This is a genomic window from Tateyamaria sp. (genome assembly GCF_059783535.1).
Genome location: NZ_JBYNDP010000002.1, coordinates 90685 through 115867 on the forward strand (window position 1 = coordinate 90685; position 25183 = coordinate 115867).

Annotated in this window: 23 protein-coding genes and 1 riboswitch; of the genes, 14 read left to right on the plus strand and 9 right to left on the minus strand. The window is 55.5% G+C overall.

Annotated elements, in window-relative coordinates; all coding sequences use genetic code 11:
* The 4 genes from AC6RA8_RS00960 to AC6RA8_RS00975 all read left to right on the plus strand — a co-directional run.
* Window positions 1–676 (plus strand): glycine cleavage T C-terminal barrel domain-containing protein (locus AC6RA8_RS00960; protein ID WP_500350255.1); only part of this gene is annotated, 676 nt, incomplete at its 5' end.
* 148 nt (window positions 677–824) lie between these two features.
* A complete protein-coding gene (locus tag AC6RA8_RS00965) occupies window positions 825–1931 on the plus strand; it encodes a mandelate racemase/muconate lactonizing enzyme family protein (RefSeq protein WP_500350256.1) in 1107 nt (368 codons plus the stop codon).
* A complete protein-coding gene (locus tag AC6RA8_RS00970; protein WP_500350257.1) occupies window positions 1928–3031 on the plus strand; it encodes a mandelate racemase/muconate lactonizing enzyme family protein in 1104 nt (367 codons plus the stop codon). Before AC6RA8_RS00965 ends, AC6RA8_RS00970 begins: the two co-directional genes overlap by 4 nt.
* A gap of 3 nt (window positions 3032–3034) precedes the next feature.
* Complete coding sequence (locus AC6RA8_RS00975; RefSeq protein WP_500350258.1) at window positions 3035–4321, plus strand: aspartate aminotransferase family protein; 1287 nt, start codon at window positions 3035–3037, stop codon at window positions 4319–4321.
* Window positions 4322–4475: 154 nt separating this feature from the next.
* Here AC6RA8_RS00975 and AC6RA8_RS00980 read toward each other — a convergent pair whose 3' ends face one another.
* The 4 genes from AC6RA8_RS00980 to AC6RA8_RS00995 all read right to left on the minus strand — a co-directional run bounded on the left by AC6RA8_RS00980 (window position 4476) and on the right by AC6RA8_RS00995 (window position 10533).
* On the minus strand, window positions 4476–6479 hold the full coding sequence (locus AC6RA8_RS00980) for a S8 family serine peptidase (protein ID WP_500350259.1): 2004 nt from the start codon (window positions 6477–6479) through the stop codon (window positions 4476–4478).
* Between the two features lie 12 nt (window positions 6480–6491).
* Entirely contained in the window at window positions 6492–7685 is a 1194-nt protein-coding gene (locus tag AC6RA8_RS00985; RefSeq protein WP_500350260.1) for a phosphatase PAP2 family protein, read from the minus strand.
* A 32-nt stretch (window positions 7686–7717) separates the two neighbouring features.
* Entirely contained in the window at window positions 7718–9691 is a 1974-nt protein-coding gene (locus tag AC6RA8_RS00990; RefSeq protein ID WP_500350261.1) for a winged helix-turn-helix domain-containing tetratricopeptide repeat protein, read from the minus strand.
* Window positions 9692–9885: 194 nt separating this feature from the next.
* Window positions 9886–10533, minus strand: a complete 648-nt coding sequence (locus AC6RA8_RS00995) for a hypothetical protein (RefSeq protein ID WP_500350262.1) — start codon at window positions 10531–10533, stop codon at window positions 9886–9888.
* Window positions 10534–10879: 346 nt separating this feature from the next.
* On the opposite strand from AC6RA8_RS00995, the gene AC6RA8_RS01000 reads away from it, so the two are divergent.
* Complete coding sequence (locus AC6RA8_RS01000) at window positions 10880–11233, plus strand: hypothetical protein (protein WP_500350263.1); 354 nt, start codon at window positions 10880–10882, stop codon at window positions 11231–11233.
* 272 nt (window positions 11234–11505) lie between these two features.
* Here AC6RA8_RS01000 and AC6RA8_RS01005 read toward each other — a convergent pair whose 3' ends face one another.
* The 4 genes from AC6RA8_RS01005 to AC6RA8_RS01020 form a co-directional block, all read right to left on the minus strand.
* Window positions 11506–11946 (minus strand): universal stress protein, encoded by a 441-nt coding sequence (locus AC6RA8_RS01005; RefSeq protein ID WP_500350264.1) that lies wholly within the window; start codon window positions 11944–11946, stop codon window positions 11506–11508.
* A complete protein-coding gene (locus AC6RA8_RS01010) occupies window positions 11943–14555 on the minus strand; it encodes a TRAP transporter permease (RefSeq protein WP_500350265.1) in 2613 nt (870 codons plus the stop codon). Before AC6RA8_RS01010 ends, AC6RA8_RS01005 begins: the two co-directional genes overlap by 4 nt.
* Before the next feature lie 103 nt (window positions 14556–14658).
* The gene (locus AC6RA8_RS01015; protein ID WP_500350266.1) at window positions 14659–15627 is read right to left on the minus strand and encodes a TAXI family TRAP transporter solute-binding subunit; all 969 of its coding nucleotides are present in this window, start codon (window positions 15625–15627) and stop codon (window positions 14659–14661) included.
* 35 nt (window positions 15628–15662) lie between these two features.
* Window positions 15663–16526, minus strand: coding sequence for a MurR/RpiR family transcriptional regulator (locus AC6RA8_RS01020; RefSeq protein ID WP_500350267.1), 864 nt, complete (start codon window positions 16524–16526; stop codon window positions 15663–15665).
* A gap of 108 nt (window positions 16527–16634) precedes the next feature.
* Here AC6RA8_RS01020 and AC6RA8_RS01025 point away from each other — a divergent pair, with 108 nt between their 5' ends.
* The 6 genes from AC6RA8_RS01025 to tenA all read left to right on the plus strand — a co-directional run bounded on the left by AC6RA8_RS01025 (window position 16635) and on the right by tenA (window position 22212).
* Window positions 16635–17954 (plus strand): aspartate aminotransferase family protein, encoded by a 1320-nt coding sequence (locus tag AC6RA8_RS01025; RefSeq protein WP_500350268.1) that lies wholly within the window; start codon window positions 16635–16637, stop codon window positions 17952–17954.
* A gap of 281 nt (window positions 17955–18235) precedes the next feature.
* Window positions 18236–18325: riboswitch (TPP riboswitch) on the plus strand.
* A 45-nt stretch (window positions 18326–18370) separates the two neighbouring features.
* The gene (gene thiM, locus AC6RA8_RS01030) at window positions 18371–19144 is read left to right on the plus strand and encodes a hydroxyethylthiazole kinase (RefSeq protein WP_500350269.1); all 774 of its coding nucleotides are present in this window, start codon (window positions 18371–18373) and stop codon (window positions 19142–19144) included.
* Complete coding sequence (gene thiE, locus AC6RA8_RS01035; RefSeq protein ID WP_500350270.1) at window positions 19141–19779, plus strand: thiamine phosphate synthase; 639 nt, start codon at window positions 19141–19143, stop codon at window positions 19777–19779. Before thiM ends, thiE begins: the two co-directional genes overlap by 4 nt.
* On the plus strand, window positions 19776–20594 hold the full coding sequence (thiD, locus tag AC6RA8_RS01040) for a bifunctional hydroxymethylpyrimidine kinase/phosphomethylpyrimidine kinase (RefSeq protein WP_500350271.1): 819 nt from the start codon (window positions 19776–19778) through the stop codon (window positions 20592–20594). Before thiE ends, thiD begins: the two co-directional genes overlap by 4 nt.
* Window positions 20591–21529 (plus strand): ABC transporter substrate-binding protein, encoded by a 939-nt coding sequence (locus tag AC6RA8_RS01045; RefSeq protein ID WP_500350272.1) that lies wholly within the window; start codon window positions 20591–20593, stop codon window positions 21527–21529. Before thiD ends, AC6RA8_RS01045 begins: the two co-directional genes overlap by 4 nt.
* The gene (tenA, locus tag AC6RA8_RS01050; RefSeq protein WP_500350273.1) at window positions 21526–22212 is read left to right on the plus strand and encodes a thiaminase II; all 687 of its coding nucleotides are present in this window, start codon (window positions 21526–21528) and stop codon (window positions 22210–22212) included. The genes AC6RA8_RS01045 and tenA overlap by 4 nt, the downstream gene beginning before the upstream one ends.
* A gap of 273 nt (window positions 22213–22485) precedes the next feature.
* Here tenA and AC6RA8_RS01055 read toward each other — a convergent pair whose 3' ends face one another.
* Entirely contained in the window at window positions 22486–23133 is a 648-nt protein-coding gene (locus tag AC6RA8_RS01055; RefSeq protein WP_500350274.1) for a GntR family transcriptional regulator, read from the minus strand.
* A 141-nt stretch (window positions 23134–23274) separates the two neighbouring features.
* Between AC6RA8_RS01055 and dctP the strand changes: the two genes are divergently transcribed.
* From dctP to AC6RA8_RS01070, 3 genes are all read left to right on the plus strand, one after another.
* The gene (gene dctP / locus AC6RA8_RS01060) at window positions 23275–24261 is read left to right on the plus strand and encodes a TRAP transporter substrate-binding protein DctP (RefSeq protein WP_500350275.1); all 987 of its coding nucleotides are present in this window, start codon (window positions 23275–23277) and stop codon (window positions 24259–24261) included.
* A gap of 66 nt (window positions 24262–24327) precedes the next feature.
* Complete coding sequence (locus AC6RA8_RS01065) at window positions 24328–24876, plus strand: TRAP transporter small permease (protein ID WP_500350276.1); 549 nt, start codon at window positions 24328–24330, stop codon at window positions 24874–24876.
* Window positions 24876–25183: TRAP transporter large permease subunit (locus AC6RA8_RS01070; RefSeq protein WP_500350277.1), on the plus strand; the 308-nt coding region annotated here is incomplete at its 3' end. The genes AC6RA8_RS01065 and AC6RA8_RS01070, both read left to right, overlap by 1 nt.

A 25183-nucleotide genomic window follows, 5' to 3' on the forward strand; every position in this document is an offset into this window, starting at 1 on the left:
TGCGCGAGAGGTGCTGGCAGCGTGCACCGATGCCGACCTATCAAACACCGGTTTCCGCTGGCTTTCTGCGCAGCAAATTAATGTTGCGGGCCATGCTATCTGGGCCTTCCGAATGTCCTATGCGGGCGAATTGGGTTGGGAACTCCACATGCCCTACGCCGCCTGTCTGGATGTCTACAACGCCCTTTGGACAGCAGGCGAAGAACACGGCATCGCCGATTACGGCTCATTTGCGATGAACGCTATGCGGATGGAGAAAGGTTTCAAAGGCGCAGGCGAGTTGACCAACGAAGTCACGTTGACCGAGGCCAACGTCTTACGCTTCGTGCGCACCGATAAAGAATACTTGGGTCGCGACAAAACGTTGAACGCAGACCCGCCCTGGATCTGCGCCTATCTGGAAATTGAACCCGATGGCAAGACCGATGGCCACGGCGGCGAGGCCGTACTTCACGGTGGCAAGGTGGTCGGATCGACGGCGTCCGTGGCTTGGGGACCGACTGTCGGCAAAATATTGGCTTTTGCTTACATCAAACCATCCGCAGCTGAACCCGGCACCGAGCTTGAGGTTGTCATCCATGGGGAAACACGTGCTGCGCGGGTCCTCGGCGCGCCAGCATATGACCCCGAGAGCACCCGACCGCGTGCCGATATCGTTGCAAGGGCCGCCGAATGACTTTGCGTGCAACGGCGACGGCACCCATGTGCCATTGCGGCCTTGATAAAATGGCCCTGCATGACAATCAGGCACGCCCGACACCAAAAACAGGCGAAGTATTGATCCGCAGGCGAGCCTCCGCGATTGTGGGCCGAATGGTTGAACCATGAAGATCAACCGGATCAGCGTTTACCAAGTCGAGCTGCCTTTGGAGCATCCATACTGGTTGTCAGGCGGCCGTCTCAAATTTGAGGTGCTGGACGCGACATTTGTCAAAGTCGAAACCGACGCGGGGATCATTGGCTGGGGCGAAGGCACACCATGGGGTCATACCTATGTGCCCGCACATGGGCCTGGGATCCGCGCGGGTATTCAGACCATGGCACCTTTTATACTGGGTCTCGACCCGCGTCGGACTTTGGATGTGGAGCGTGCAATGGACATGGCCTTACCCGGCCATCTTTATGCCAAAAGCCCCATCGACATGGCTTGTTGGGACATCGCGGGTCAGGCGACGGGATTGGCGATCGCCGACCTGATGGGCGGCGGATCGCGTACCCCGCGCCCGATTGCATCCTCAGTTGGCGCCAAGACGGTTGAAGAAACACGTGCAGTCATCGACCGTTACCGGCAGCGCGGCTACATCGCACATTCTGTGAAAATCGGTGGTGATGTAGAGTGCGACATTGCCCGGATCCGCGATGTGGAGGGTATGCGTCGAGAGGGTGAGATCGTGCTCTACGACGTAAATCGAGGTTGGACTCTACAGCAAGCGTTACGCGTGATGTCAGCGACCGACGATCTGAACGTCATATTTGAGCAGCCTTGCGAAACGTTGGATGACATAGCGGCGATCTGCAAGAAGCATTCGGCTCCCGTCTCTGTAGATGAATCGCTGGTCACCCTGCAGGATGCGGTGCGTATTGCGCGCGACGGGTTGGCTGAGGTCTTCGGCATCAAGCTCAACCGGGTTGGCGGGCTGACGAAGGCAGCACGGATGCGTGACATCGCCTTGGCCCACGGAATTGACATGTTCGTCATGGCAACGGGCGGTTCGGTCCTAGCCGATACCGAGGCCTTGCATCTGGCCGCAACTATCCCGGATGCAAACTGTCACGCGGTCTGGGCATGCCAAGACATGATCACCGTGGACATCGCAAATGGGCGTGGCCCTCGCAATGTGGCCGGACACCTGCAATTGCCCGAAGCCCCCGGCCTTGGCGTTCACCCGGACGAAGATGCGCTCGGGCATCCCGTGGGTGTCTATTCATGAAAGTCTCGCGCATCACCCTTTGGTCTGTCGATCTGACCAGCCACGCCACCTACCACATGGCCGAAGGCAAGACCTGCGACACGGTCAAAACCCATGTGCTGTGTCTTGAAACGGATACGGGATTGCGAGGCTGGGGTGAAGTTTGTCCGATCCCACACTATCTGCCAGCATTCGCCGACGGAGTGCCAAGCGCGATTGCAGAGATGGCCCCGGGTATCCTGGGGCTGAGCCCTTCGGGTGTCGATGCACCGATGCGCAAATTGGATAAACTTTTACAAGGGCATTTTCACGCCAAGTCCATCGTGGATATGGCCCTTTGGGATTTATTCGGCAAAGCAACGGATCTGCCGGTTTACAATCTGCTCGGCGGTCGCACGCGCGCAGATATGCCGCTGTATCACTCGATCACCTGCGTCGAGCCGGATGAAATGGCTCGCATCGCCAAGGAAGCCTATGCAACTGGCATCCGGCAGTTTCAGGTCAAACTCGGCGCTGATGCAGACTGGCAGGCAGATACAGAGCGGTTGATCAAGGTTCGGGAAGCGGTCGGTAATGGTCCGTTGGTTTACGGCGACTGGAACTGTGGCGCGACCAAACTGCATGCCACTCGGACCGGCCGGGCCGTGGCCCATCTCGACATCATGTTGGAGCAACCCTGCAAAACTCTGGAAGACTGCGCAGCTGTCCGCCAGGCGACTGGCCTGCCGATGAAAATCGACGAATGTGCGTACGATTTGGTATCTCTGATGCGCGCAGCCGAGCTGGGTGTTTTGGACGCGGTCGCATTGAAGCTTTCGAAGTTCGGCGGCTTGTCTGCCATGCGTCGCGCTCGTGATTTGACCGTGCATCTTGGGGCACAGATATGTGCTGAATGCACGTGGGGCTCAGACATCGTGACAGCGGCTTCGTTGCACTTCGCTGCGTCCACTCCGAATAGCGCCCTTTTGAATACCTGCGACCTATCCTCTTACGTTACGCCCCGTATCGCGGCCGATTGCCCGATACGAAGAGACGGGCGCATTGCGCCGCCCGATGGCCCCGGCCTTGGCGTGACCCCCGATACCGAACTCCTTGGAAATCCCATTCTTGAGTTGGCCTGAGACATGCAAAAACTGACATCACAATCAGACTGGATTGCCCGTGCGCAAGCTGTGTTGCCCGCCGGAGGCTTTGGCAATTTCGACTCAGGCATTGTGATTGCGAGGGGGCAAGGCAGTCACGTCTGGGACGAGGATGGCATCGAATACATCGACTACCTCATTGGCTCTGGTCCAATGCTTCTTGGTCACGGTCATCCAGAGGTGATGGAAGCGGTGTTGGAACAGCTACCCAAAGGCATGACCTTCTTTGCCAACAATTCCAAGGGCATCGAACTAGCCGAGGCAATTGTCGAGGCCGTGCCCTGTTGCGAGCAGGTTCGCTTTGTCGCCTCTGGTGGTGAGGCGGATATGTACGCCATACGCCTGGCCCGCGCCTACACTGGGCGCGACAAGATTTTGAAGTTCGAAGGCGGCTACCACGGCATGAGCGCCGAGGCACAGATGAGCCTCGCCCCCGCCGAGCGCGTCAACTTCCCGAAACCCGTGCCCGACAGCGCGGGAATCCCGCAAGGCGTCGCGGACCAAATGCTGATTGCGCCGTTCAATGATTTGGCGGCGGTCGAGGCGTTGCTGGCCGAGCATGACGACATTGCCGCAATCATCGCAGAGCCGCTGCAACGGATCATCCCCGCCGAACCGGGCTATCTGCAGGGTCTGCGCGATCTGTGCGACAAACATCATGTTCTCTTGATCTTTGACGAGATCGTCACTGGGTTCCGATTGGCCTATGGTGGAGCCCAAGAGCGCTATGGCGTGACACCTGACATTTGTACGCTGGGTAAGGTTATCGGTGGCGGGTTTCCTTTGGCGGCCCTCGGGGCCAGCACAGAGGTCATGGCGCATTTCGACCAGTCTGTGGTTGGGCCCGACAAGTGGCTGATGCAGCTTGGCACCTTGTCTGGCAATCCCGTCGCGGCTGCCGCAGGCCTCAAAACCATGGAAATTCTGCGGCGTGAGGGCAGCTATGATCGGTTGCGGGAAATCGGAAAAACCCTACAAGATATGCAAAGCGACGCGCTAAAAACGGCCGACATTCCGCACCAAGTCTGCGGGGATGAAACCCTCTTCGATATCGTTTTCACAAAGAATGCCTGCCGTGATTATCGCTCGGCAAAACATGACGACCCGAGGCAAAACGCTGCATACAACGCTGCATTGCGCAGTCACGGTATCTTTAAGTCGCCGGGAAAACTCTATCCGTCCCTCGCAATCGGCGAAACCGACTTGGAACAAACACGCGCGGCGGTTCAGAAAGCCGTTCAATCGGCTTTCTTGGATTGTCGTTTTTAAGCTGACTCAACCTAGAATGCGTTTGCTTCAAAGACTCGTTTTCCTCTGACAAAAACAGAATTCGACTCTATTTGTACATTTCGGAGCATAGCTGGCCCTGCTGCGCGCTTCGAGATTGATCGCGTTGGGCCGGTAGCCGTCCAATAGATTTGCTTCACGGCCATTCGATTGGAATACTGATGCCGCCGTGGCCCATTCTTTCCGGTTCTGTGCCCTGAGGCAGATTGAACGGGTCTTGTGTGGCCGCAAATGCAACCCACTCACGCGCAGTGCCGTTCCAATCGGTGATTGCGTCCGACGCTATGCGCGCCACCCTTGGTGCCGATACACTGGTGCCATTAAGGCGCACATAGGATCCGCTGCGCGATCCTGCCGAAATCACCCCCCAAAGCACCAGAGATTCATCACCTTCCGCGGTCACATCTGGTCCATTTCGTGAAGGTTCGGGGGTCATTGGCGTATGCGTCAGTGGTCCGGCCGCAGAGTAATATGAGATAATCTCGTTTCGCTTTGTGTAGGCGGCAACCACAATAGGAGAAGGGCCACAGGCAAAACCGCTGAGTGTCCCTGAACGCCTGACAGGGCTTGGCGTGTCGGGAGGATCAACGGCTAAAGGAGCGCCAAATGGGCCAAAGCGTACGTAATCACCATTGTCAAAATAGGACTGCCGGCCACCGGGGCGGTATCCCGGGAGTGTTTCATCGCGTCTGATCCAGACCTGCACTTTTTGATCGGGGGCGATGTCTTTGGGTTTGGTGCAAATCTTCCATCGTCCGGAGGGTGCCAATGCACGGTCCGGATCAAGGCTAGCTGTCGGCTCAATAGCCAGTGTGATGAGGCCCCGCGCGGTTGGCGCTGGTTCAAAAGTGTAGAGAAGCGTCGCCACAACCCGGCCCAACTCATCAATGAGTGTTTGGTATTGTCCTGGCTGAGCTGTGACCGTCAGGCTTTCGGGACCGAAAGGCGGCGTCACGGTAACTGAAACGTAGTCTGGCGGTGGATCACAGTCGGAAAATGGCATCCAGAGTTCTACGTGACTTGCAGTCCGGTCGTCCGGCAAAACCCGAAGATCAAGTGTGATCCCATCCGCATTCTTGCCATCAAATTGCAGCTCGGCATGTGCGCGTGCCAAGTTGCCGTTGCCCGCTGGCAGTGTCATCCAACGGGTTTGTTCAGGGTCGCTCGAAAGAAACTGCTCGAACAGGCGGGACACCTCACTGGTTCCATCGTGAGGGCCCGAGAAGTTGCCATACGAAAAGTTGGTGACCATCGGCACGGGCTCACCATCATACTGAAAACGAGACGCCTGCTTGCCGAGCACATGGAGCGCCAGAGAAAGTGCAGGCAACAGACTGATACCTGACGTGTCTTCGACCACGCGGGGTGGCAGTACAGCACAAATGATTGGGCGCGTGCCGTCATCCAGTTCGGGAGCAAAGCCAGTCGACAGGCCCATCACATGCGTGCCGTGTGAGCGCCTCAGCGATACGGGTGAGAATTTCCCTTGGCTGTAATCAATTTGAGCCGTGTGGCTATAGAATTGATCTTCGTCCAGAAGGTCTGACCGGGTGAACTCACGGAGATATTTGTCAATCTCGTCGGCGTCGAGCACCCTGCCTTGTGAGGCGTCACCGCGATCAGGGTTTGGCGGAGCGGGAAGAACCGTGCAAAACTCAACGCGCGTTTCTTCAGGCTCGGCACGAAACAGCTCGTGTGCGATGCCAATACCGTCATCAATCATCGCTGTCACAACACTGCCCTTGGGCACTTCGATCGGCGACAAATCCGGCGCATCTGCTTCGAATGACAGCCACTCCTCTGGTGTCAGCAGCCCCAAATGCACATTGACAACATTGTATTCGTTTTGGGTATCGTTTAGCGCTTCTAGCAAATTTCGCCGCGCAAAAAGGCTCACGAATTGTCGCTCAGGGCGTCTGCTGCGATCAGTTTTATCATACGCGGACGGCACAAGCAGATCGCGGGGATAGTCGGCCGCCAAGCGCTCTTCGAATTCAGCGATGCTGATATTTTCAAGCTCTACCATCGCTGAAAACCAGTCAGTGTCCTGTATATTCAGGGCCTTAGACAGCCTTGTGAAGGTGAGCGCGTCGATGGGCGTTTGTTCGTCCCTTGACGACGATGTCCAAGAATAGGCCATGGCCATCTGTCCTCAAACTGACGGGTTGGGGTTAAAATCAACCCATTCGGCTTGTGCCTTGTCCCACAGCCAGGCGAGCCGTGGATCTGGTGCGCCGCAGGATGCGCGCTGTGTCGCGGTTGCCCAAACACCATCCGGACCTGTTGATTGGTCTTTCTGGGTGTCGTCATCGGCTTTGTAAAGTTTGTGCCACTCGAAATCGCTGCTTCCGGCGTAGTGATGTCCGTTGAACTTTGCGGTCGTCCAACCGTTCCCGGTACTCAAGTCATAGATGAAGTCAGCAAGGGTGAGCCCGAGCATCGCTCCGGTTGCGCTGTCGACGGGGTAGTGGACACCTGCCACCGTACGGTTCGTTGCAATGCGTGCGGCAAGCCGCATGAGCATTTCCCCCCAATGTCCCCCTGCCCCGTATTGCGGTGTTCCCGAATACAGCATCAGCTTCCAAATCAGGCGTGCCATCACAAAGGCTTCTGTCGCGTGCCCACTGGGCAACGAACCGTGGGTGGGTGTGGCGATCATCGGTTGTACTTGCGGAGACAATTCAATCGGGCGCTTGACGGCAAGAACGTATTTGAACTGCTGTTCGCAGAAATTCGCAAAGCGAAGGCCGGTGGCAAGCAACTCAAGAGTGTACGGTGTGCGTGCCGGATCAATAAATGCAATGGTTTGATAAAACGGCACGGGTGCCGGAATCTGAGAAATGATCTCCGCACCGCGATCCTGCCGAATGTCAGCGTACCCCGTAAGAAAGCCCATCTGTTCCTCAAAGACGTCCATCTTGGGCGCTTTGATTCTGGCGAGTTTTTTGTAGTTGCATCCGGGCTTGCTCGTTTGCGTGTCCTCTTTGCGCCAGAGTGTTGCCTTGGCCGTTTTGCCTTGTTCGAAAGTCAGCTCAACCTGCGTGTCCAAAGCAAACGAGAAGACTGCGGCGCGCACTTCACGCGAAAGGCGTTGCAGGTTCTGCACGTCATTGGGCACGCCCGGTTGGGTGCCGGGAATAGGACCTAAGGGAGCCCCAACAATCCCATCGCGCGTCGTTACAAATGCTTCTGCTGCGATAGGGCCTTCTGGGAGACCGAAGGCCGCATATGACCCGTAGGAGCCGTACGAACCATAGGATCCGTAGGACCCATACGAGCCGTAAGAACCATACGACCCATAGGACCCGTACGAGCCCTGAGGGCTTCCAAAGAATTCTGCGGTCATTTAACCTTCCTCCAGCTACGTATTAGGATTTATCAATCGGGAACGCCCGCATCGCGCAGGGCTTTGGCAAATGTCTTGCCAGTATTGAATTCAGCACTCGGAGAAGACTTCAACCAACGGCTCACTCGAAGATCAGGTTGAAGTTTCAACAGTTTTGATACTGTCTCTCGTGCTTCTGCCGTTTTTCCCTGGCTGTGTTGTGCCACGGCCAAAACGCGCAGAGTGGATGTGTGAGTTCTGTTGAGTCGCAATGATGCCAACGCCAACTCTTCCGATCGAGCGAAGTTGTTTGGAGTCAGCCACGCGCCTGCCGCCATAACGAGATAGAAAAAGCGATGCGGATCAAGCGGTGCCAGATGAAGTGCACGTTCCGTGTCACGTACCCCATCTTCACCACGATCCTGAAATGCAAGAAGCATGCCCCTCAATGATCTTGCATTGGCATCGTTTGGGTTGATGTCCAGTGCCATGTCATAGCGTTCTTCTGCATCATCAAGGCGATGCAAAAGATTGGTCAGAACGTGCCCTTCGCACGCGAGGGCCAGCACGTTTTCGGGGTCAAGATCCAGTGCGCGGCCCGTACAATCGAGCGCGGCTCGAGCATCCTTGTCGGGATCCTGAGACCAACCTTGCACCACCCGGAGAAGATGCCATCGTGCGCGCCACGCGAACGGTGTAGGATGATTTGGCACGCGTGCCGACAATATGTCGATCAGATCGCGTGCCTTCTTGAAATCCCGAGGGGACAGCCGATGCATTAACCCCACTGCCGCGAACATCAACGAATAGTTTTGTAAACTCGCCAACGGTTTGGTGTTGGCACGCCGAATTTCGTTAATCAAAATAGCGCGGCGCACCTTTGCGACAATCTCGTAGGCCTGTTCGCAATCTCCCAACAGCTCGTCCTGGGTCATTTCGAGGCGGAGAGCCCACAACACGTGCTGACTGGCCACTTCGGTGAATTCAAGATTGAGTTGCAGCTTGTCGCCGCGCTTGATGTACATGCCCGAAAGAACAAATTCTGAGTTCAGCAGCCGCCCGGCCTCAAGAAGATCAGACGGACCATGCACAAAAGGCGCGGTGGACAAGCGTGAGGTCACGTTGATCTCGTCCGATGCACTCAATACGGCAGTTACCCGGTCGGCAAAAACAGTGCCAAGGATGTCAGACCCATCCTGACTCATGTTCTGCAACGGCAGCACTGAAATGGTTGGTAAGAGAGGTTGATCATCAAAACCTTGTCCGAGTGTATCCCTAACTCCCTCTGACAACAGGCGAAATGCGCGCGTGTTTTGTTGATCGTCAATGTGTCCAAGGTCCTCAAAGACGAGCTGAGGGAACGCGTGGGCCATATCCCGGATATCAAGAGTGCCCAGCACTTCTCCCGGCCGTGCGGCATCAAGCAGTGCCTCGAGTTGTGCGGGGTCGCTGTATTCGGCGGCGAGTGCACTTGACGCTCCGCTGCTTTGCGCCCGCCTTAAACATGTCGCGGCAGCTTCGGTGAGGTCGGCAAAGGTTTCTTTCTGGACGTCTGAGGGGCCAGCAAGAGTTGTCCGCGCAATTCGTCCATCATGGAAAGACGCTTGTTTTGTTAGAACGACAACGCTCCCATGCGCTACGCTCAACTCTGCAATCCTGGGCAGATCAACCGGCACATTCGTCTGGCTGGGTCGTTCAACGCTTTCCAAAACTGCGTTTAAGATGAATCCACGTTTGGGAACGGTTTTTAAGATCGCGCGGTCGGTGTCGCCAATTGCGCGGCGAATATCCGCGATACATTGCGTCAGGCTGTCGTCAGTGACGGACAAACCGTCCCACACCGTTTCAATCAAGGCGTCGCGAGACACCAGTATACCCGGGCTTTGCAACAGACAGCGCAATACGCTGGCTGATTGCGCACGAAGAACAACAGGCGTACCGTCCGCACGCTGCAGCTGATCGATGTTGAGATCATATGTGACGTCCCCCAACACAACCAGTTTGTCTGTGTTGAGTTTCCCCGACACGCAGATTCCTTCCCCCCGGACCGCGCCAATGTGTTCGTTGTTAAGTTTTCGCAAAGCGGCAGGGGTTTCAACAAAAAAGCGAACCTTTTGCCCGCCATGCGCGTATTTGTCAGAGGTGTGGATATGGTGTTCCGCTGCGTGCTTGCGTTCCTTGCACGCATTTTCCTGCGGCAGCGTTACTGTCGCGGCACCAGTCACTTGCCACCCTCTTGCAGAAAGACAGCCGGATCGCTGGACTGCACGCATATTAAATCCGTCAGTCCGATGGATTGGCGTGTACGCTTTGAACGGGCTGTTATCGTCAAGCGGCGCGCGCCAGCGAGGAAGTGAGGCGGCAGAAACGGATCATTGATCCGAATACCCATGACATGAGGCGCACCGAATGCCGTAGAGATCAAATCACCCGACGTACCCAGCTTGAACTCGAATACGTCCAGATGTGATGGCAGATACGATGACACACCCATGACGTCTTCAAGCGGTTCAAGCATTACAAACAAGGATCGATCAAGATGAGGTGCCGGGCCGAATACGCCGGGCGTGCCATGATTTTGGGCGATCGCAAGCGTTGGGATCGGCGCGGTTTGTGTGCAATACATCCAATGCGTCTGCACCTGCGCGCCTCGTCCGTCGCGGCCGAGAGCAACGTAGGTGGCACCGGTTTGTAGCTCTTCGTGTGCAGTGCTTTTCGATACCTTCAAGCCTTCGTAGACCAATCCGTTTACGGTACCGCGCACATATTCCGCCTCACCGGCACTGAGGTACGGGGGCACCTCCAATGGAATGTCCGCGTAGTACGGAAACAGTTCCACATCGGTAAGTGATTGAACTGACAATTCCATTCCTGCCCGGCAACAAATGATCCATACGAGTGTTGAGAAGGCCAGGTCACCAAAAGACCATGCGCAGCGGCGGTCGCAACGATCCCCTACCCCTCTCCACCTCCATTGGTGGCCGGAATAGTGCCCAGTGTACTGAAATAATTCTGAAAACTTTCCGAAATCTTGGAACAAGTCCCGTCGCGACCTAGAAATTTTCATTTCGGGAAGGTTTCGGCTCGCTTTCAAGACTATGCGCCAGCGTTTGGCCATCCTTGTGGAGCGGGCTGTGACGATCAGTTGCCTAGTATCTCGATTAGATCAGCTCCGCCGAACCAAAAACTGAACTTTCAACATGGAGATTTCTAAAATGGCCGATGAAGTGTATGAATTTGATAAGGAAGCCGTTGCAGCGGCATTGGAAGCAGCGCGGTCCCACTATGCAGACAAAGTCGATGCGATGGCAGATGGCGTTACTGAGGATGGCCATCTGTCGATGGCCGCCGGGTGCGTTTCCGTAACAGTGGAAAACGGGAAGATCTGTCTCAACTTGCCGCTTGGTTTCGGCAAGTACTGTTTCCCCATTCCCAGCGTCATCCCGGACCGGACCGCTGCCGAAGCCTGCCTGCACATCTGTACAACTTGGGGCATCCCGACGGGCGTCAAGGTAACCATCAGCGTTGCTGGCAAAGTGATCGTTTCGAAATCCTTCGGCAAGTGCTGACCCAAGCTATTTCAACCGGTCTTGCGACCCAAGGCGAAGTCCGAGCTATTCAATACAATTCATAGCTAAGACAGACCTCCGATATCTGGCGCAAGTTCGATATCGGAGGCATTTCTGCGAAAAGCGCGCCGGTGAAGAACGTGCTGCCATGGACGGGATCAAAGCAAATTCGACTTTGGCATAACGACCGGCGAAGGTGTCACCTGACATGCAAGCAAAAATTCGTCTGACATCGGTCCACACCGAGCAACCGGACAGCCAAGCTGCGGCTCCTACAGCGCCTCCCTAACGACATAGACAGAGCAAGTTGAATGACGGACTATTCGGGCAGCATTCGGCCCGAGCAAAAAGTCCTTCAGATCGGGACGGCTGGCACCCAGAACAATCAGGTCTGCATTGTCCAGTTTCGCCGTTTTCAAAACTTCCTCATAAACACTGCCTGTTGCAACAAGATGACGAACGGATTGGTTTGCCTCGGCTCCCAACACATCTTCCCCAAATGAAGACAGCAACTGGGCTGCCCCATCTTTGGCTGTCTGTACATCGTGGTCTTTGAAGTAGGCGCCAACAACACTCGCTCCAAAATCCGGCACAACTGTAATGAGATCAAGCTGCGCACTCTCCATGTCCGCAAGCCGCTTTGCTGCTTGCAGAACCTTGGTTTCATCTTGAGGTCTGTTGATGTCGACGGCGCACAGGACGGTCTTAGTCATGCCATTTCTCCTTCGCGCACAACTGGCGTGACGCGCCGCATTTGCAACCACGTGATCAATGCCAAAAGCAAGAGTGCTGGGATAAAGACAAGTTCCTTTGGCAATTGCTGTGCTGTGGCCCTTACCGCGCTGATCGAAACGGGATTGTCCCCGTAGAAATCAAACGAATCCAGCGCATTGCCTAGCTCGGTTCCAAACAACGGTTCTTCCAGAATAACCGTGTCCCCTTCGATGGCGAGAATGAACCCGAGTTGATCCAACCGTGCATCCGCTCCTTCAACATCCGGTATGGTTACCGGTACTGTCAGGTCTTTCATCTCAAGCGTGTCGAAATCCGGGCCGGAAATGATCACCCTAAGCTGGTCGTTCGGTGACGCGTTGCCAACGGCTTCGGAGAAGGCTGCGGGGGCAACATCCTCGAACGGTGGTTGGATCTGGTTCATGAAAACACCCGGCCTAAACAGCGCGAAGGCAATCACAAGCAGTGCAACCGTTTCCCAAATCCGATTGCGAGCAAAGAACCATCCCATCGTTGCTGCCGTAAAGACGAGTATCCCTATCGTAGCGACAACAAACACGATGATCCCCTGCGTCCATGTGACATCGATAAGCAAGAGATCGGTGTTGAAGATGAACACAAATGGCAGGGCCACCGTCCGCAGCGAATAGAAGAAGGCGGTGAATCCGGTTCGGATCGCATCACCGCCCGACACGGCAGCCGCAGCAAAACTCGCCAAACCAACAGGCGGTGTAACATCCGCCATGATACCGAAATAGAAGACGAATAGGTGGACCGCGATCAGCGGCACAATCAGTCCCGATTGCGCGCCAAGTTCGACCACGACTGCAACCATCAGCGAACTGACAACGATGTAGTTGGCGGTGGTGGGCAGGCCCATCCCGAGTATGAGCGACAGGATCGCTACAAAGATGAGCATTAGAATCAGATTGCCGCCTGACAGGAACTCGACGAAGTCCGCCATCACCTGACCAATCCCGGTCAACGAAACAGTCCCAACGATGATACCCGCCGTCGCGGTCGCAAGACCGATACCAATCATGTTGCGGGCGCCGTCGATCATCCCTTCGATCAGATCAATGACACCATCCCGCAACCGACTGATGGAATTGTCTTCACCTCGGAACATCGCCTTGAGCGTCTTTTGCGTGAGCAAAATCCCAAAGAGCAGGAACGTTGCCCAGAATGCAGACAAGCCAGGCGATTTCCGTTCAATCATCAGGAAATAGACCAGAACAATGATGGGCAGCAGGTAGTACAGCCCCGACTTGTAGATCTTTGCGACCTCAGGCAGCTCAACGACCTCTGCATTGGGGTCGTCAGGCTCCAAATCAGGGACCTGTGCGGCGAGAGAGACGAGGGCCACGTAAATCAGACCCAGCAACGCAGCCAAAATCCAACCAGACCCAGACGGGAACAGCGAAACAACCCATCCGACCGGATACTGCGTCGCGTAACAAAGAACAGCGAAACCGGCAAAGAAGGCGAACATGCCACCAATTGTCCGTCCCATGCTGACAACCTTGTTTCCGATTGTAGGCATGTTGTTTTTTACCGCCTCCAGATGCACGATGTAGACAAGCGCGATGTAGCTGATGACAGCGGGCAAGAAGGCGTGGGTGATCACCTCGACATATGAAATGCCGACATATTCAACCATCAGGAATGCAGCTGCACCCATAACGGGCGGCATAATTTGGCCGTTTACAGACGATGCGACCTCCACTGATCCGGCCTTCTCCGCACTGAAACCAACGCGCTTCATCAGCGGGATAGTGAAAGTGCCAGTCGTTACTACGTTTGCAATCGAGGAGCCCGAAATAAGCCCGGTAGCGGCCGAGCCCACAACAGCCGCTTTGGCCGGGCCGCCCCGCAGGTGTCCCAAGGCTCCAAACGCCATCTTGATAAAGTAGTTCCCTGCCCCGGCCTTATCGAGCAGTGCACCGAATAGAACGAAGAGGAAGACAAACTTTGTCGACACACCCAGCGCGATTCCAAAGACGCCCTCGGATGTGATCCACATATGGCTCATCGCCTTGCGCAGCGACGCACCTGCCCATCGGATCTGATCCGGCACCCACTCCGACGAGCCAAAGAAAACGTAGCACAAAAAGACAACGGCTAGGATGACCATCACCGGTCCAAGGGTGCGGTAGGCCGCGATGAAGAGCAGTGTCAAACCAGCAAGGGCGAAATTAGCATCCACCCCATCGGCAAGCCCGCCAGCCGCCACGATCTTATCGTAAAAGAAATAGCCGTAGAGTGCCAGGAACGCGCCGCCCAGACCGAGAACCCAGTCGTACCAAGGTATGCGATCACGCGGCGAAGACTTGAACAAAGGATAGGCCATCGCGGCAAGGAAGACGGCAAAGGCCAAGTGTATCTGACGGGAGTTGTTGATTAAATCGCCTGGTAGAATGTAAGGCGCGGCGGGTGACGCCAAAAGAACCTGAAAAACCGACCAGACCAATGCAACCACGGCGATGAGCGTGCCAATTGCCCCGGTGGGGCTCCGGGCTCCGCTGTCGCTGGCCGCAACCAGTTCCTGAAGCTCTTGTTCACTGAGTGTACGGTTGTCGGTCTGTGTCATGGTGTCCCCGTCATGGAATGGCTCTTGCCGGCGTCCCGCTCTTTCGGCGGACTAGGGAACCAAGGGCGTCGAAACGCCCTTGGTCACAACAAAGAGGGCAGTCTTATTCGACCCAGCCTTGTTCGCGATAGTACTTTGCAGCACCGTCATGCAGCGGTGCAGACAAACCTGCTGCTGCCATTTCTTCGGGCACCAGATTTGCGAATGCAGGGTGCAACCCTTTGAAGTCGTCGATGTTTTCGAAGACAGAGCTCACCAGCGTGTAGACCACGTCTTCGGACACATCAGCAGATGAAACGAAGGTCGCGCCAACACCGAATGTCATCGTGTCATTGTCGTTGCCACGATACATTCCGCCTGGAATAGTTGCCGTCCGGTAGAACGAGTTTTCTTCAACCAGCGCATCAACGGCATCACCCGCGACTTCAACAAGAACGGAATCACAAGCTGTGGTCGCTTCTTGGATCGACCCCGACGGGTGACCAACGGTGTAAACCATGGCATCAATCTGGTTGTCACACAAAGCAGCCGATTGTTCGGCGGCCTTCAGCTCGGTCGCCAAAGCAAAATCATCTGTGGTCCAACCCAGTGCTTCCATAAGCACTTCCATTGTGCCGCGCTGGCCAGAACCGGGGTTGCCAATGTTCACGCGTTTGCCCTTGAGATCTTCGATTGTCGAGATACCAGCGTCTGCGCGCGCAACAACGGTGAAGGGTTCCGGGTGAACAGAGAACACGGCGCGGAGGCCTTCAAAGGCCCCGGCTTCTTCAAAGCGCGATGATCCATTGAATGCATGGTACTGCCAGTCGGACTGCGCCACACCAAATTCCAGCTCACCTTCGCGAATTGTGTTGATGTTGTATACGGAGCCACCGGTCGACTCGACTGAGCAACGCACGCCGTGGTCGCGACGACCTTTATTCACGAGACGACAAATTGCGCCACCTGTGGGGTAGTACACACCGGTCACACCGCCGGTCCCAATTGTAATGAATTCTTCCGCAGTTGCTACCGGTGCCACAAGCGTTGCAACCGCAACACCAGCCGCCATTAGCTTGAATTTATTGAACATCCTGTTCTCCCTTTGATTGATATTCAGCAATTTGATCATTGATCCCACACCTCGGCAAGCACCCTGTTGGCCGCTTCCACCTCGGCAATGCGTGTCCGTGCTGCTGGTCCTGTCCGGCTCACCAAAACCCCAATGATGGCTTCGACCAGGAACATTGTCACCACGTAAGATGAATAAAAGTGCGGGCTGTCCGTCGGGACCACGAAACTGACAGACGCATGTTTTAGCGCCGGGCAACGGTGGGTGTCCGTGATCAACACGACGTACACGCCCTGTTGCTTTGCAAGGGCTGCAGCTTGAATGGCGCGCTCCGAAAAGGGCGGTTTTGTCACGATTATAAGTGCGTCGCGTTCATCCAAACCAGCCAACCCACCGCCAAGGGAGGCACCCATTCGGCTCGCCATCATCCAGTTGTCCACACAGAAACTGGCCATGTAAGAAAGATATTCAACGACGCCCGTCGAGCCGAGTGCACCCAAGAGCATCACCTTGCGTGCGTACGCAACCCGATCAACGGCACTTTCAAGCGCGCCGCGATCAAGGCCGTCCATGAACGTCTGTAGATTTGATTGGCACGCGGCAAGATGCGCATCCACGAAACTTGCGCGCCCCTCTTGGTGCTGGCTGTGCAGTCTTTCAGCGCGTTCTGCGAAGTTGTTGACACGCCGCCCTATCTTCGCACGCATCTCTTCGCGAAGTTCTTCGAAATCAGCGTAGTCCAAGGCGCGCGCCAGGCGTGAGAACGCCGCAGGTGAGACCCCACTTTCACGGGAAACGGTTCGCAATGTGCGCGACGCGACATCGACTGGATTATTCCCAAGATAGTCTGCTGCCTGGCGAAGCGTGTAGCTCAGTTCGCCATATCGATCAGAAAGCCGCTTTTCAAAAGTCGAATCCAAATAGACCCCCACAGGACATAACGAAAGTGTTCCTCTTGTTTCAGGCATTGTCAACGAATGGATCATCTGTTTCAGTCACTGCACGCAAGTAACGCCATCGGATCAGCCATGTCGCATGTTTTTTCGCGCAACTCGAATACTTCACTGCCGGTCGCGGTACGAGGCGAGGGAATCTACCTCTTTGATTCTGAGGGAAAGTCTTATCTGGATGGATCAGGAGGTGCAGCCGTTTCCTGCCTTGGTCACGGGGACAAGGATATCATCGCTGCCATGGCTGAACAGATGGGCAAGCTGGAGTTCGCCCACACCGGTTTCCTGACATCGGAACCGGCTGAAACACTTGCCGCGCGGCTCGTAGCGCATGCCCCTGAAGGTATTGAGAAAGTATACATCGTGTCAGGCGGTTCGGAGGCTGTTGAAGCGGCGCTCAAACTTGCGCGTCAATACATGCTCGAAATTGGGCAACCGGAACGACACCGCTTCATTGCCCGCCGTCAAAGCTATCACGGGAACACCCTTGGTGCACTTGGAACCGGAGGTAATATGTGGCGGCGCGCTCCCTTCGACCCGGTCATGGTGTCCGCATCTCACATCGCACCGTGCTACGCATACCGTTTCCAAGACGATGGAGAGTCAGGAAACGACTATGCACTTCGTGTGGCAAACGAATTAGAAGATGAAATCCTGCGCCTCGGTCCTGAGACCGTCGTTGCCTTCATCGCGGAACCCGTTGTCGGTGCAACAGCGGGTGCTGTTCCCCCTGCCCCAGGCTATTTCAAACGCGTCCGCGACATCTGCGACAAGTACGGTGTGCTGTTGATCCTCGATGAAGTGATGTGCGGCATGGGCAGAACCGGCACGTTCTTTGCCTGCGAACAAGAGAATGTCCGTCCCGACATAATCACAATCGCAAAAGGCCTGGGCGCCGGATACCAGCCCATTGGTGCAATGCTTTGCTCGGACAAAATTCACGAAACCATCAAACAAGGAAGTGGTTTTTTTCAGCATGGACACACCTATCTAGGTCATCCCATTGCCTGCGCTGCCGCAAATGCGGTTGTCTACAAGCTGACCGATGGAGGCCTGACACAACGCTCTGCAGAGATGGGTCGCTACCTCAACAAGGCACTTGATGCGCAATTCGGTCAACATCGCCACGTCGGCGATATTCGAGGCCGAGGGATGTTTCGCGCTCTGGAACTTGTCAAAGACAAAGACACCAAAGCCCCGTTCGATCCTGAAAAGGGTCTGGCAAAATCTATAAAGGCGAAGGCGATGGAAAATGGGCTGATCTGTTATCCTAACAGCGGCACAATCGATGGGAAACATGGCGATCACATCTTGCTCGCGCCACCCTTCATTTGCACCGAGGCGCAAATCGACGAGTTGATTGAGAAACTTGCTCAAAGCTTGAAAGACGCGCTGTAAACATCTGGAAAATTGTGGTTTTATCGAGCAAGTCGCCAACTCTCCACCGCAAGCAAGCGCTGAGACATGCTTCTCGAAGACAACGACCTCACAACTCGGGCTCGTTAATGCGCGACTAAGAATTGCGTTCAGTCGGCTTCACAAAGGCAGATCACAACGGTCTCCATATGAATGCATGGTTGGTAAAAACTGAGGCTTCGCATCAATCGACGCCCCGTGAAAGCCCCATTCAACAACTGCGCCCGATCCTGTTTGACTACCCAGTCTCACCGTTCTACACCTCACGGTGCCAGGGGCGCTGCAAAGCTGAGACGTACCCTTTGAACCTGAACCAGATAATGCTGGCGGAGGGAGGTCGCAAGTCACCAAACCATGAGTGATACGTCTCCATTTTCGTCTGCGAAAAAGGAGACACTATGGCTTACGAAGACGTATTGCCCCCCCTTCGCAATCAAAATCCTTTGGTGCATTGCATCACCAATTATGTGGCGATGAACGTTGCTGCGAACGTTGTTCTTGCTGCGGGCGGATCACCCGCAATGGTGCACGCTCCGGAAGAGATTGCTGATTTCACACCAATATGCGGAGCCGTGACAATCAACATCGGAACGCTGTCCACGTCTTGGGTGGCAAGCATGATGGCGGCCGCAAAATCGGCCAATGACAACGGCATACCATGGGTGTTCGACCCTGTTGCACACTTTGTTAGTGGATACCGCAGATCAGTCGCGCAAGGCTTGCTGGAGTTGCGTCCGACCATCATTCGCGGAAATGCCTCCGAAATATTGGCACTTGCCGGAGAGAGTGGCGCCGGCAAAGGGGCGGACAGTGGGGATACGGTCGAAGCGGCAGAAGGCGCGGCGAAAAACCTCGCAGAAAAGCATGGCGCAGTTGTCGCGGTAACTGGTCCGATTGATTTCGTAACCGATGGCTCTCGGTCCGCCCGCGTGCAGGGCGGCGCATCGATTATGGCAAAAGTCACCGCTTTGGGATGTGCTCAAACGGCGCTGATGGGCGCTTACGCTGCAACAGGCCCAGCATACGATGCGGCAGTGTGCGCCCTGTCACATTTCAAAGTTGCCGGATCACAGGCCGCTTCGAAGGCACAAGGCCCCGGCAGTTTTCAAGTGTATTTCCTCGACGCTCTCGCAGCCACTCAGCCTGCCGACTTGGCGGGGGCTGTCGTATGATACAGGATCTTCGCACAAGCCTGCGCCTGTACCTCGTGACCGATCCGAGCCTGTGTCGTACTGCAGGTTTAGAAAACACCGTGCGACAAGCAGTTGCAGGCGGGGTCACAATGGTCCAGCTGCGTGACAAACAAGCAACGACCGCGGACCGCATCGACATGGCACGCGCGTTAAAGGATGTGCTGTCGGGCACGAACGTTCCCCTGGTCGTCAACGACGATATCGAGGCTGCGGTTGCCGCGGAAGCGGATGGGGCTCATATCGGTCAGGGTGACATGCCAGCCGCTGACGCACGCGCAAAATTAGGGCCGGACAAAATACTTGGGCTTTCTTGTGAGAGCGCACAAGCCGTGCATGCGATCAATCCCGCAGTCGTGGACTATCTCGGGCTTGGACCGGTCTTTGGCACAGCGACCAAGGCTGACCACAAGCAACCAATCGGCTTCGATGGGCTGGCGGGATTGGTCGCACTATCTCCCCTGCCCAATGTCGCGATCGGTGGGCTGAAGGCCAGACACCAGCGCGCAGTTCTTGAAAGCGGTGCCGACGGGTTGGCCGTCGTTTCTGCCATATGTGGGCAACCGGATGCGACTGTTGCTGCGCGCGCCTTTGCAGAAACGGAGGCAACATTATGATACCCAATGTCCTGAGTATTGCGGGGTCAGATCCATCCGGTGGCGCAGGCATTCAATCGGATATCAAAGCCATATCCGCAAACGGTGCGTTTGCAATGGCCGTACTGACGGCTTTGACGGCGCAAAACACGCAAGGTGTTGCCGGCATTCATCTTGTGCCACCAGACTTCGTTCTGGCCCAGATCAACACGGTCTTTGCCGACATTCGAGTGGACGCGGTGAAAATTGGAATGATCGCAAATGCAGAGATCGCCCAAGCCGTTGTAACCGCGCTTGACGCCTGTAAGGCTCCGATTGTCGTTGACCCTGTCATGATTGCCAAGGGCGGCGCCGAGCTTCTGCAGGCTGACGCGGTGGACGTGGTCCGGACTCGGCTCGTGCCGCGGGCGGCATTGCTAACGCCCAACTTGCCAGAAGCGGCGCATTTACTGCGAACCAAGACAGCGGTCACCCGCACCGAGATGGAAGCGCAAGGCCACGCCTTAATCCAATGCGGCGCTGGTGCTGTTTTGATGAAGGGTGGTCATCTTGACGGCCCAGAGAGCCCCGATTGCCTCGTTACCGGCCAAGATGTCATGTGGTTCGAAAGCCCCAGAACGAAGACCCCAAACACCCACGGGACAGGGTGCACCCTGTCTTCCGCACTGGCGGCGCAGCTGGCCAAAGGGCAAAACCTCCCTGCTGCTGTCGCAGCCGCCAAAAGCTACGTCACCAATGCCATTGCCCGATCAGACGACCTAGCAGTCGGAAACGGACACGGACCAACCCACCATTTTGCGGTTTTCTACGCCGACGTGGAAGGAACTCACGCATGAAACCGATTGCCCTCGCAACCGCCCTGTCGATCTGCGCCACACCACTTTGGGCTCAAGACAAAATGACCCTACTGCTGGACTGGTTTGTAAACCCTGATCATGGCCCGGTGATCGTTGCGCAAGAGAAGGGTTTCTTCGCATACGTTGATTTAGAGGTTGAGATCATTGCCCCCGCCAATCCTTCTGATCCGCCAAAGCTTGTAGCAGCTGGACAAGCTGACATGGCGATCTCTTATCAACCCCAACTGCACCTACAGATTCACGAAGGGCTCCCTTTACAACGCGTTGGTACGCTGGTCGCAACACCTTTGAATTGCCTTTTGGTGCTTGATGACGGTCCAATTGCCTCGCCAGCCGATCTTAAAGGGCGCAAGGTGGGTTTTTCCGTCGGCGGTGTCGAAGAAGCCGTTTTGGGTCACGTGCTAAACACCCATGGGCTACGCTTAGACGATGTCGAACTGATAAACGTGAACTGGTCACTGTCACCGTCGCTGATGTCTCGTCAGGTGGATGCCGTCATCGGTGCATTTCGCAATTTCGAGCTGAACCAAATGGACATTGAAGGCGTTCCTGGGCGTTGTTTCTATGTCGAAGAAGCAGGTCTGCCGCCATATGATGAACTGATTTACATCGGCAATCCAGACACAATGGATGCCGATGTCGTTCGACGTTTCTTGTCTGCGACGGAAAAGGCAACGCAGTACATCGTCAATCACCCGAAAGAGAGCTGGGAGATATTCTCTGGCACTGCACTTGAGTTGCAAGATGAACTCAACAGGCGCGCATGGGCTGATACGTTGCCCCGGTTTGCCTTGCGTCCCGCAGCGGTGGATGTTGGTCGCTACGCCAATTTCGAAACATTTCTGTTCGAAGCTGGCCTGATCCCAAGCATCAATCAGGTTTCTGACATAGCCATCGATGTGGTCGCTCGATGAACACGCAACCGTACGGACAGACTTTTTCAAGGTGGCGCAGCGGTTGCCCTGACATATGGCAGGCATACACGCATCACGGATTTGTCGAGGGGTTGCGGGTGGGCACCCTGCCCCACGCCGCGTTTCTACACTACCTGATCCAGGACTACGTCTTTCTTGTCCACTTCTCCCGTGCATGGTCCCTGGGCGTTGTCAAAGCAGAAACACTGGATGAGATGAAGGTCTGCGCAATCACAGTTGACGCATTGGTCAATCACGAAATGGCTTTGCACGTCAAAACATGCGCAGCGGCAGGAATTGATGAAGGGACGTTGTTCAACGCAACAGAAGAGTTCGAAAATCTCGCATACACGCGCTACGTGATGGATGCGGGGTTACAAGGCGACTTTCTGGATCTGATGGCCGCACTGGCCCCCTGCTGCTTTGGCTACGGAGAGATCGGTGCGCGTTTGGAGCAAGAGGCCGCAGCGGATACGCCGTATCGAGACTGGATCAACACGTATGCGGGCGATGAGTATCAGACAGTCATGGCCAATGTCGGGCGCATGATCGATGCAGCTGTCTTGCGCCGATTGGGGCATAAACCGCAGCAAGCCGCGCGGTGGGAACACTTACAGCAGCGTTTTTCCACGGCCACAGAGCTGGAGGTGGGCTTTTGGAATATGGGACTGCGGGCCGCATGACAGCGACAGCGCCGTCCATCCATATCAGCAGCTCCTGCACTGTGGACGATGTGAACTTGTTTGACAAACGGACGGGCAAAGACAGACCTGATGTTTGCAAGCTTGGTCGTTTTGGCCGTGATGACAGCCACATTGCACTTTGGCGTGACAAAAGCAGCAGCGCGGTTGCACCGGATTTGAACACCACGTCACCACAGCCAAAGCCTCAGCTTTCCGTAGATTGGAACTTGGCGCTTGGGGTTGCAACTGGTCGTCTGCGGGTACCGACATGTTTCAGCGTTTCAGACTGGCAACCAGCTGGTGAAATTTCTCGCCTTGGATCGCAACGTGACTGCGTAGCACCGATGCCGCTTTGTTTGCATCGCCCTCTTGCAGTGCAAGCAGAACCTCTGAGTGCTCGCTCATGGATTGCTCAAGCCTGCCGCGAAACCGAAGCTGGATCCTGCGATACGCCTTCAGGCGATTTTGAAGCTGAAGCGCTTGTTTTTCGAGAAAGCTGTTCGCGGACGCACGGTAGATGATTTGGTGAAACGTCTCGTTCTCTGAATAGTAACGGTCAGGATCGGTGTCATCAGTGGCTGCCTGGCATCGCTCATTTGCAGCCGACAGCGCTTCAAGATCTTGATCCGTTATGCGCATGGCAGCCAGGCGCCCGCACACCGCTTCGATCTCGGCCATTGTTTCGAACATCTCCATCAGCTCGACAGGACCCGGTTGACGGATGAAAACACCGCGACGAGGGAGTTGTTCGGCCAGTCCAGACGCCACCAAAACCTGCAAAGCCTCGCGGATGGGTGTCCGCGAAACGTGGAATTGTTCCGCCAACCGCAGTTCATCCAGCCGTTCGCCATCGCGAAATTCCCCTGAGAAAACAAGTTGCTCAAGGGATGCTGCAATCTGATCTGCGCGCCTGACATCCATGAAACATGGTGTACCATCCATCCCTTCAAATGCAACCATCTTCATATTGTATACAAGAAAGTTGACTTGTTATGCACGGTATGGAAGCGTTGAAGCGCAGTTTCAACGCACGAACGTTGATTCACGCCTAGGGAGGACAACATGAAATTCAAATCACTCACAGCCGCAGCAATTGCGACCTGCGTCGCTGCCGCATCGGCTGCCAGCGCGGAAACGCTTCGTTTGTCACATCAGTGGTCTAACAAGGATGTACGCCATCAGGTTGCCCAGATGGTCGCCGATGAAGTAGCAGCTGCCAACGTGGACCTCGAAATTCAGATTTTCGGCTCGAAGTCACTTTTCAAGCCGCGCGAGCAATATCGACCACTAAGCCGCGGCCAGTTGGACATGACCGTGCTGCCGCTCAGCTATGCTGGTGGCCAGCAACCCGCCTATAACCTGACGCTTATGCCCGGCATGGTTAAGAACCACGACCACGCCGCGCGTCTCAGCGACTCGCCATTCATGGAGGCCTTGGAAGCGAAGATGGCCGACGATGACGTCATGGTTCTGGTGCATGGCTATCTGGCGGGTGGGTTTGTCGGAAAGGACAAATGCATCACGAAGCCGGAAGATGTGAAAGGTCTTCAGACACGTGCCGCAGGCAAGGCCTTTGAACAAATGCTGGCAGGTGCCGGGGCATCCATTGCATCCATGGCATCTTCAGAAATCTACAACGCGATGCAAACGGGCGTACTGACGGCAGCAAACACTTCTTCCTCGTCTTTTGTGTCCTACCGCATCTATGAACAGGTCAGCTGCTACACCCCGGCAGGCGATGTGGCCCTGTGGTTCATGTACCAACCATTGCTCATGAACAAATCGCGCTTTGATGCGCTGACGTCTGAGCAACAGCAAGCATTGCTTGATGCATCGGCGAAAGCGCAAACCTTCTATCTTGAGGAGGCCAAGAAGCAGGATGCAGCATCGGAACAAGTGTTCCGCGATGCTGGTGTGGAAATAGCACAAATGTCGCCAGAAGACTTCGAAGCCTGGCGCGCACTGGCGCAGGAGACATCCTATGCCAAGTTCGTGTCCGAGGTCGAAGGCGGTCAAGAGCTTTTGGATATGGCGCTGGCTGTAGACTAACACGACTTCCAACGGGCCGCCCGATCTGGTGGCCCGTTCAATATATCTTTTCCCAAGGACATCTTCATGGCGGGTCAAAGCTCCGCCCCGATTGCGCGCACCGGCAACAATCCGTTTCTGCGCTTCGTGGCTGCACTATCCACATTGGCAGGCTGGTGCTCTGCTGCGATGATTGTTGCTGCTGTTGCAATAACTTGCCAGATGATCTTCATCCGCTTTGTTTTGAACGGATCAACCGTCTGGCAAACCGAGGCTGTCATCTATCTTGCTATTGGTGCGACCCTAATCGGCCTGCCGTATGTCCAGCGTCTGCGTGGGCACGTGAATGTAGACCTTGTGCCATTGGCCTTGAGCAAACGTTTGCGCTTTGCCCTCGCCGTTTTCACTCTTTCTCTGTCCATCGTCATGGTGTCGATCATGCTTTGGTACAGCTATGAATTCTGGCATCTGACTTGGGAACGAAACTGGCGTTCGGATACGGTTTGGGGCGTCAGGCTGTGGATTCCCTATCTGGCCCTGCCTGTAGGTTTTGCGCTTTTCCTGCTTCAACTGGTTGCCGACATGGTCGCCATGCTGCTTGGAATTGAGAAGCCATTTGGCCTGGAGGACGTGTGATGGACCCGCTCACGCTTGGTGCGCTTGTCGCGGTTTGCACGATCCTGGTTCTGTTCTCAGGTGTTTCAGTCGCGCTGGGGCTGCTGATTGTGTCCACAGGTTTCATCATGGTTTTCGATGGCGTGCGTTCGCTCGAACTGATGCCCGAGATCCTGTTCGGCAAGTTGGACAACTTCGCACTGTTGTCGATCCCGATGTTCATCATCATGGGCGCATCCATTGCGTCAACACGAGCTGGTGCTGACCTGTACGAAGCCCTTGAACGGTGGCTCACGCGCGTTCCGGGTGGACTTGTTATCTCGAACCT

Excerpts from the sequence above, each read along its gene's own strand:
- AC6RA8_RS00965 (WP_500350256.1), top strand. The coding sequence starts at position 825 with ATGAAGATCAACCGGATCAGCGTTTACCAAGTCGAGCTGCCTTTGGAG.
- dctP (WP_500350275.1), top strand. The coding sequence starts at position 23,275 with ATGAAATTCAAATCACTCACAGCCGCAGCAATTGCGACCTGCGTCGCT.
- AC6RA8_RS00970 (WP_500350257.1), top strand. The coding sequence starts at position 1,928 with ATGAAAGTCTCGCGCATCACCCTTTGGTCTGTCGATCTGACCAGCCAC.
- thiE (WP_500350270.1), top strand. The coding sequence starts at position 19,141 with ATGATACAGGATCTTCGCACAAGCCTGCGCCTGTACCTCGTGACCGAT.
- AC6RA8_RS00975 (WP_500350258.1), top strand. The coding sequence starts at position 3,035 with ATGCAAAAACTGACATCACAATCAGACTGGATTGCCCGTGCGCAAGCT.
- AC6RA8_RS01010 (WP_500350265.1), bottom strand. The coding sequence starts at position 14,555 with ATGACACAGACCGACAACCGTACACTCAGTGAACAAGAGCTTCAGGAA.
- AC6RA8_RS01025 (WP_500350268.1), top strand. The coding sequence starts at position 16,635 with ATGTCGCATGTTTTTTCGCGCAACTCGAATACTTCACTGCCGGTCGCG.
- AC6RA8_RS00980 (WP_500350259.1), bottom strand. The coding sequence starts at position 6,479 with ATGGCCTATTCTTGGACATCGTCGTCAAGGGACGAACAAACGCCCATC.
- AC6RA8_RS01065 (WP_500350276.1), top strand. The coding sequence starts at position 24,328 with ATGGCGGGTCAAAGCTCCGCCCCGATTGCGCGCACCGGCAACAATCCG.
- AC6RA8_RS01000 (WP_500350263.1), top strand. The coding sequence starts at position 10,880 with ATGGCCGATGAAGTGTATGAATTTGATAAGGAAGCCGTTGCAGCGGCA.
- thiD (WP_500350271.1), top strand. The coding sequence starts at position 19,776 with ATGATACCCAATGTCCTGAGTATTGCGGGGTCAGATCCATCCGGTGGC.
- AC6RA8_RS01005 (WP_500350264.1), bottom strand. The coding sequence starts at position 11,946 with ATGACTAAGACCGTCCTGTGCGCCGTCGACATCAACAGACCTCAAGAT.
- AC6RA8_RS01045 (WP_500350272.1), top strand. The coding sequence starts at position 20,591 with ATGAAACCGATTGCCCTCGCAACCGCCCTGTCGATCTGCGCCACACCA.
- AC6RA8_RS01055 (WP_500350274.1), bottom strand. The coding sequence starts at position 23,133 with ATGGATGTCAGGCGCGCAGATCAGATTGCAGCATCCCTTGAGCAACTT.
- tenA (WP_500350273.1), top strand. The coding sequence starts at position 21,526 with ATGAACACGCAACCGTACGGACAGACTTTTTCAAGGTGGCGCAGCGGT.
- AC6RA8_RS00995 (WP_500350262.1), bottom strand. The coding sequence starts at position 10,533 with ATGGAATTGTCAGTTCAATCACTTACCGATGTGGAACTGTTTCCGTAC.
- AC6RA8_RS00985 (WP_500350260.1), bottom strand. The coding sequence starts at position 7,685 with ATGACCGCAGAATTCTTTGGAAGCCCTCAGGGCTCGTACGGGTCCTAT.
- thiM (WP_500350269.1), top strand. The coding sequence starts at position 18,371 with ATGGCTTACGAAGACGTATTGCCCCCCCTTCGCAATCAAAATCCTTTG.
- AC6RA8_RS01015 (WP_500350266.1), bottom strand. The coding sequence starts at position 15,627 with ATGTTCAATAAATTCAAGCTAATGGCGGCTGGTGTTGCGGTTGCAACG.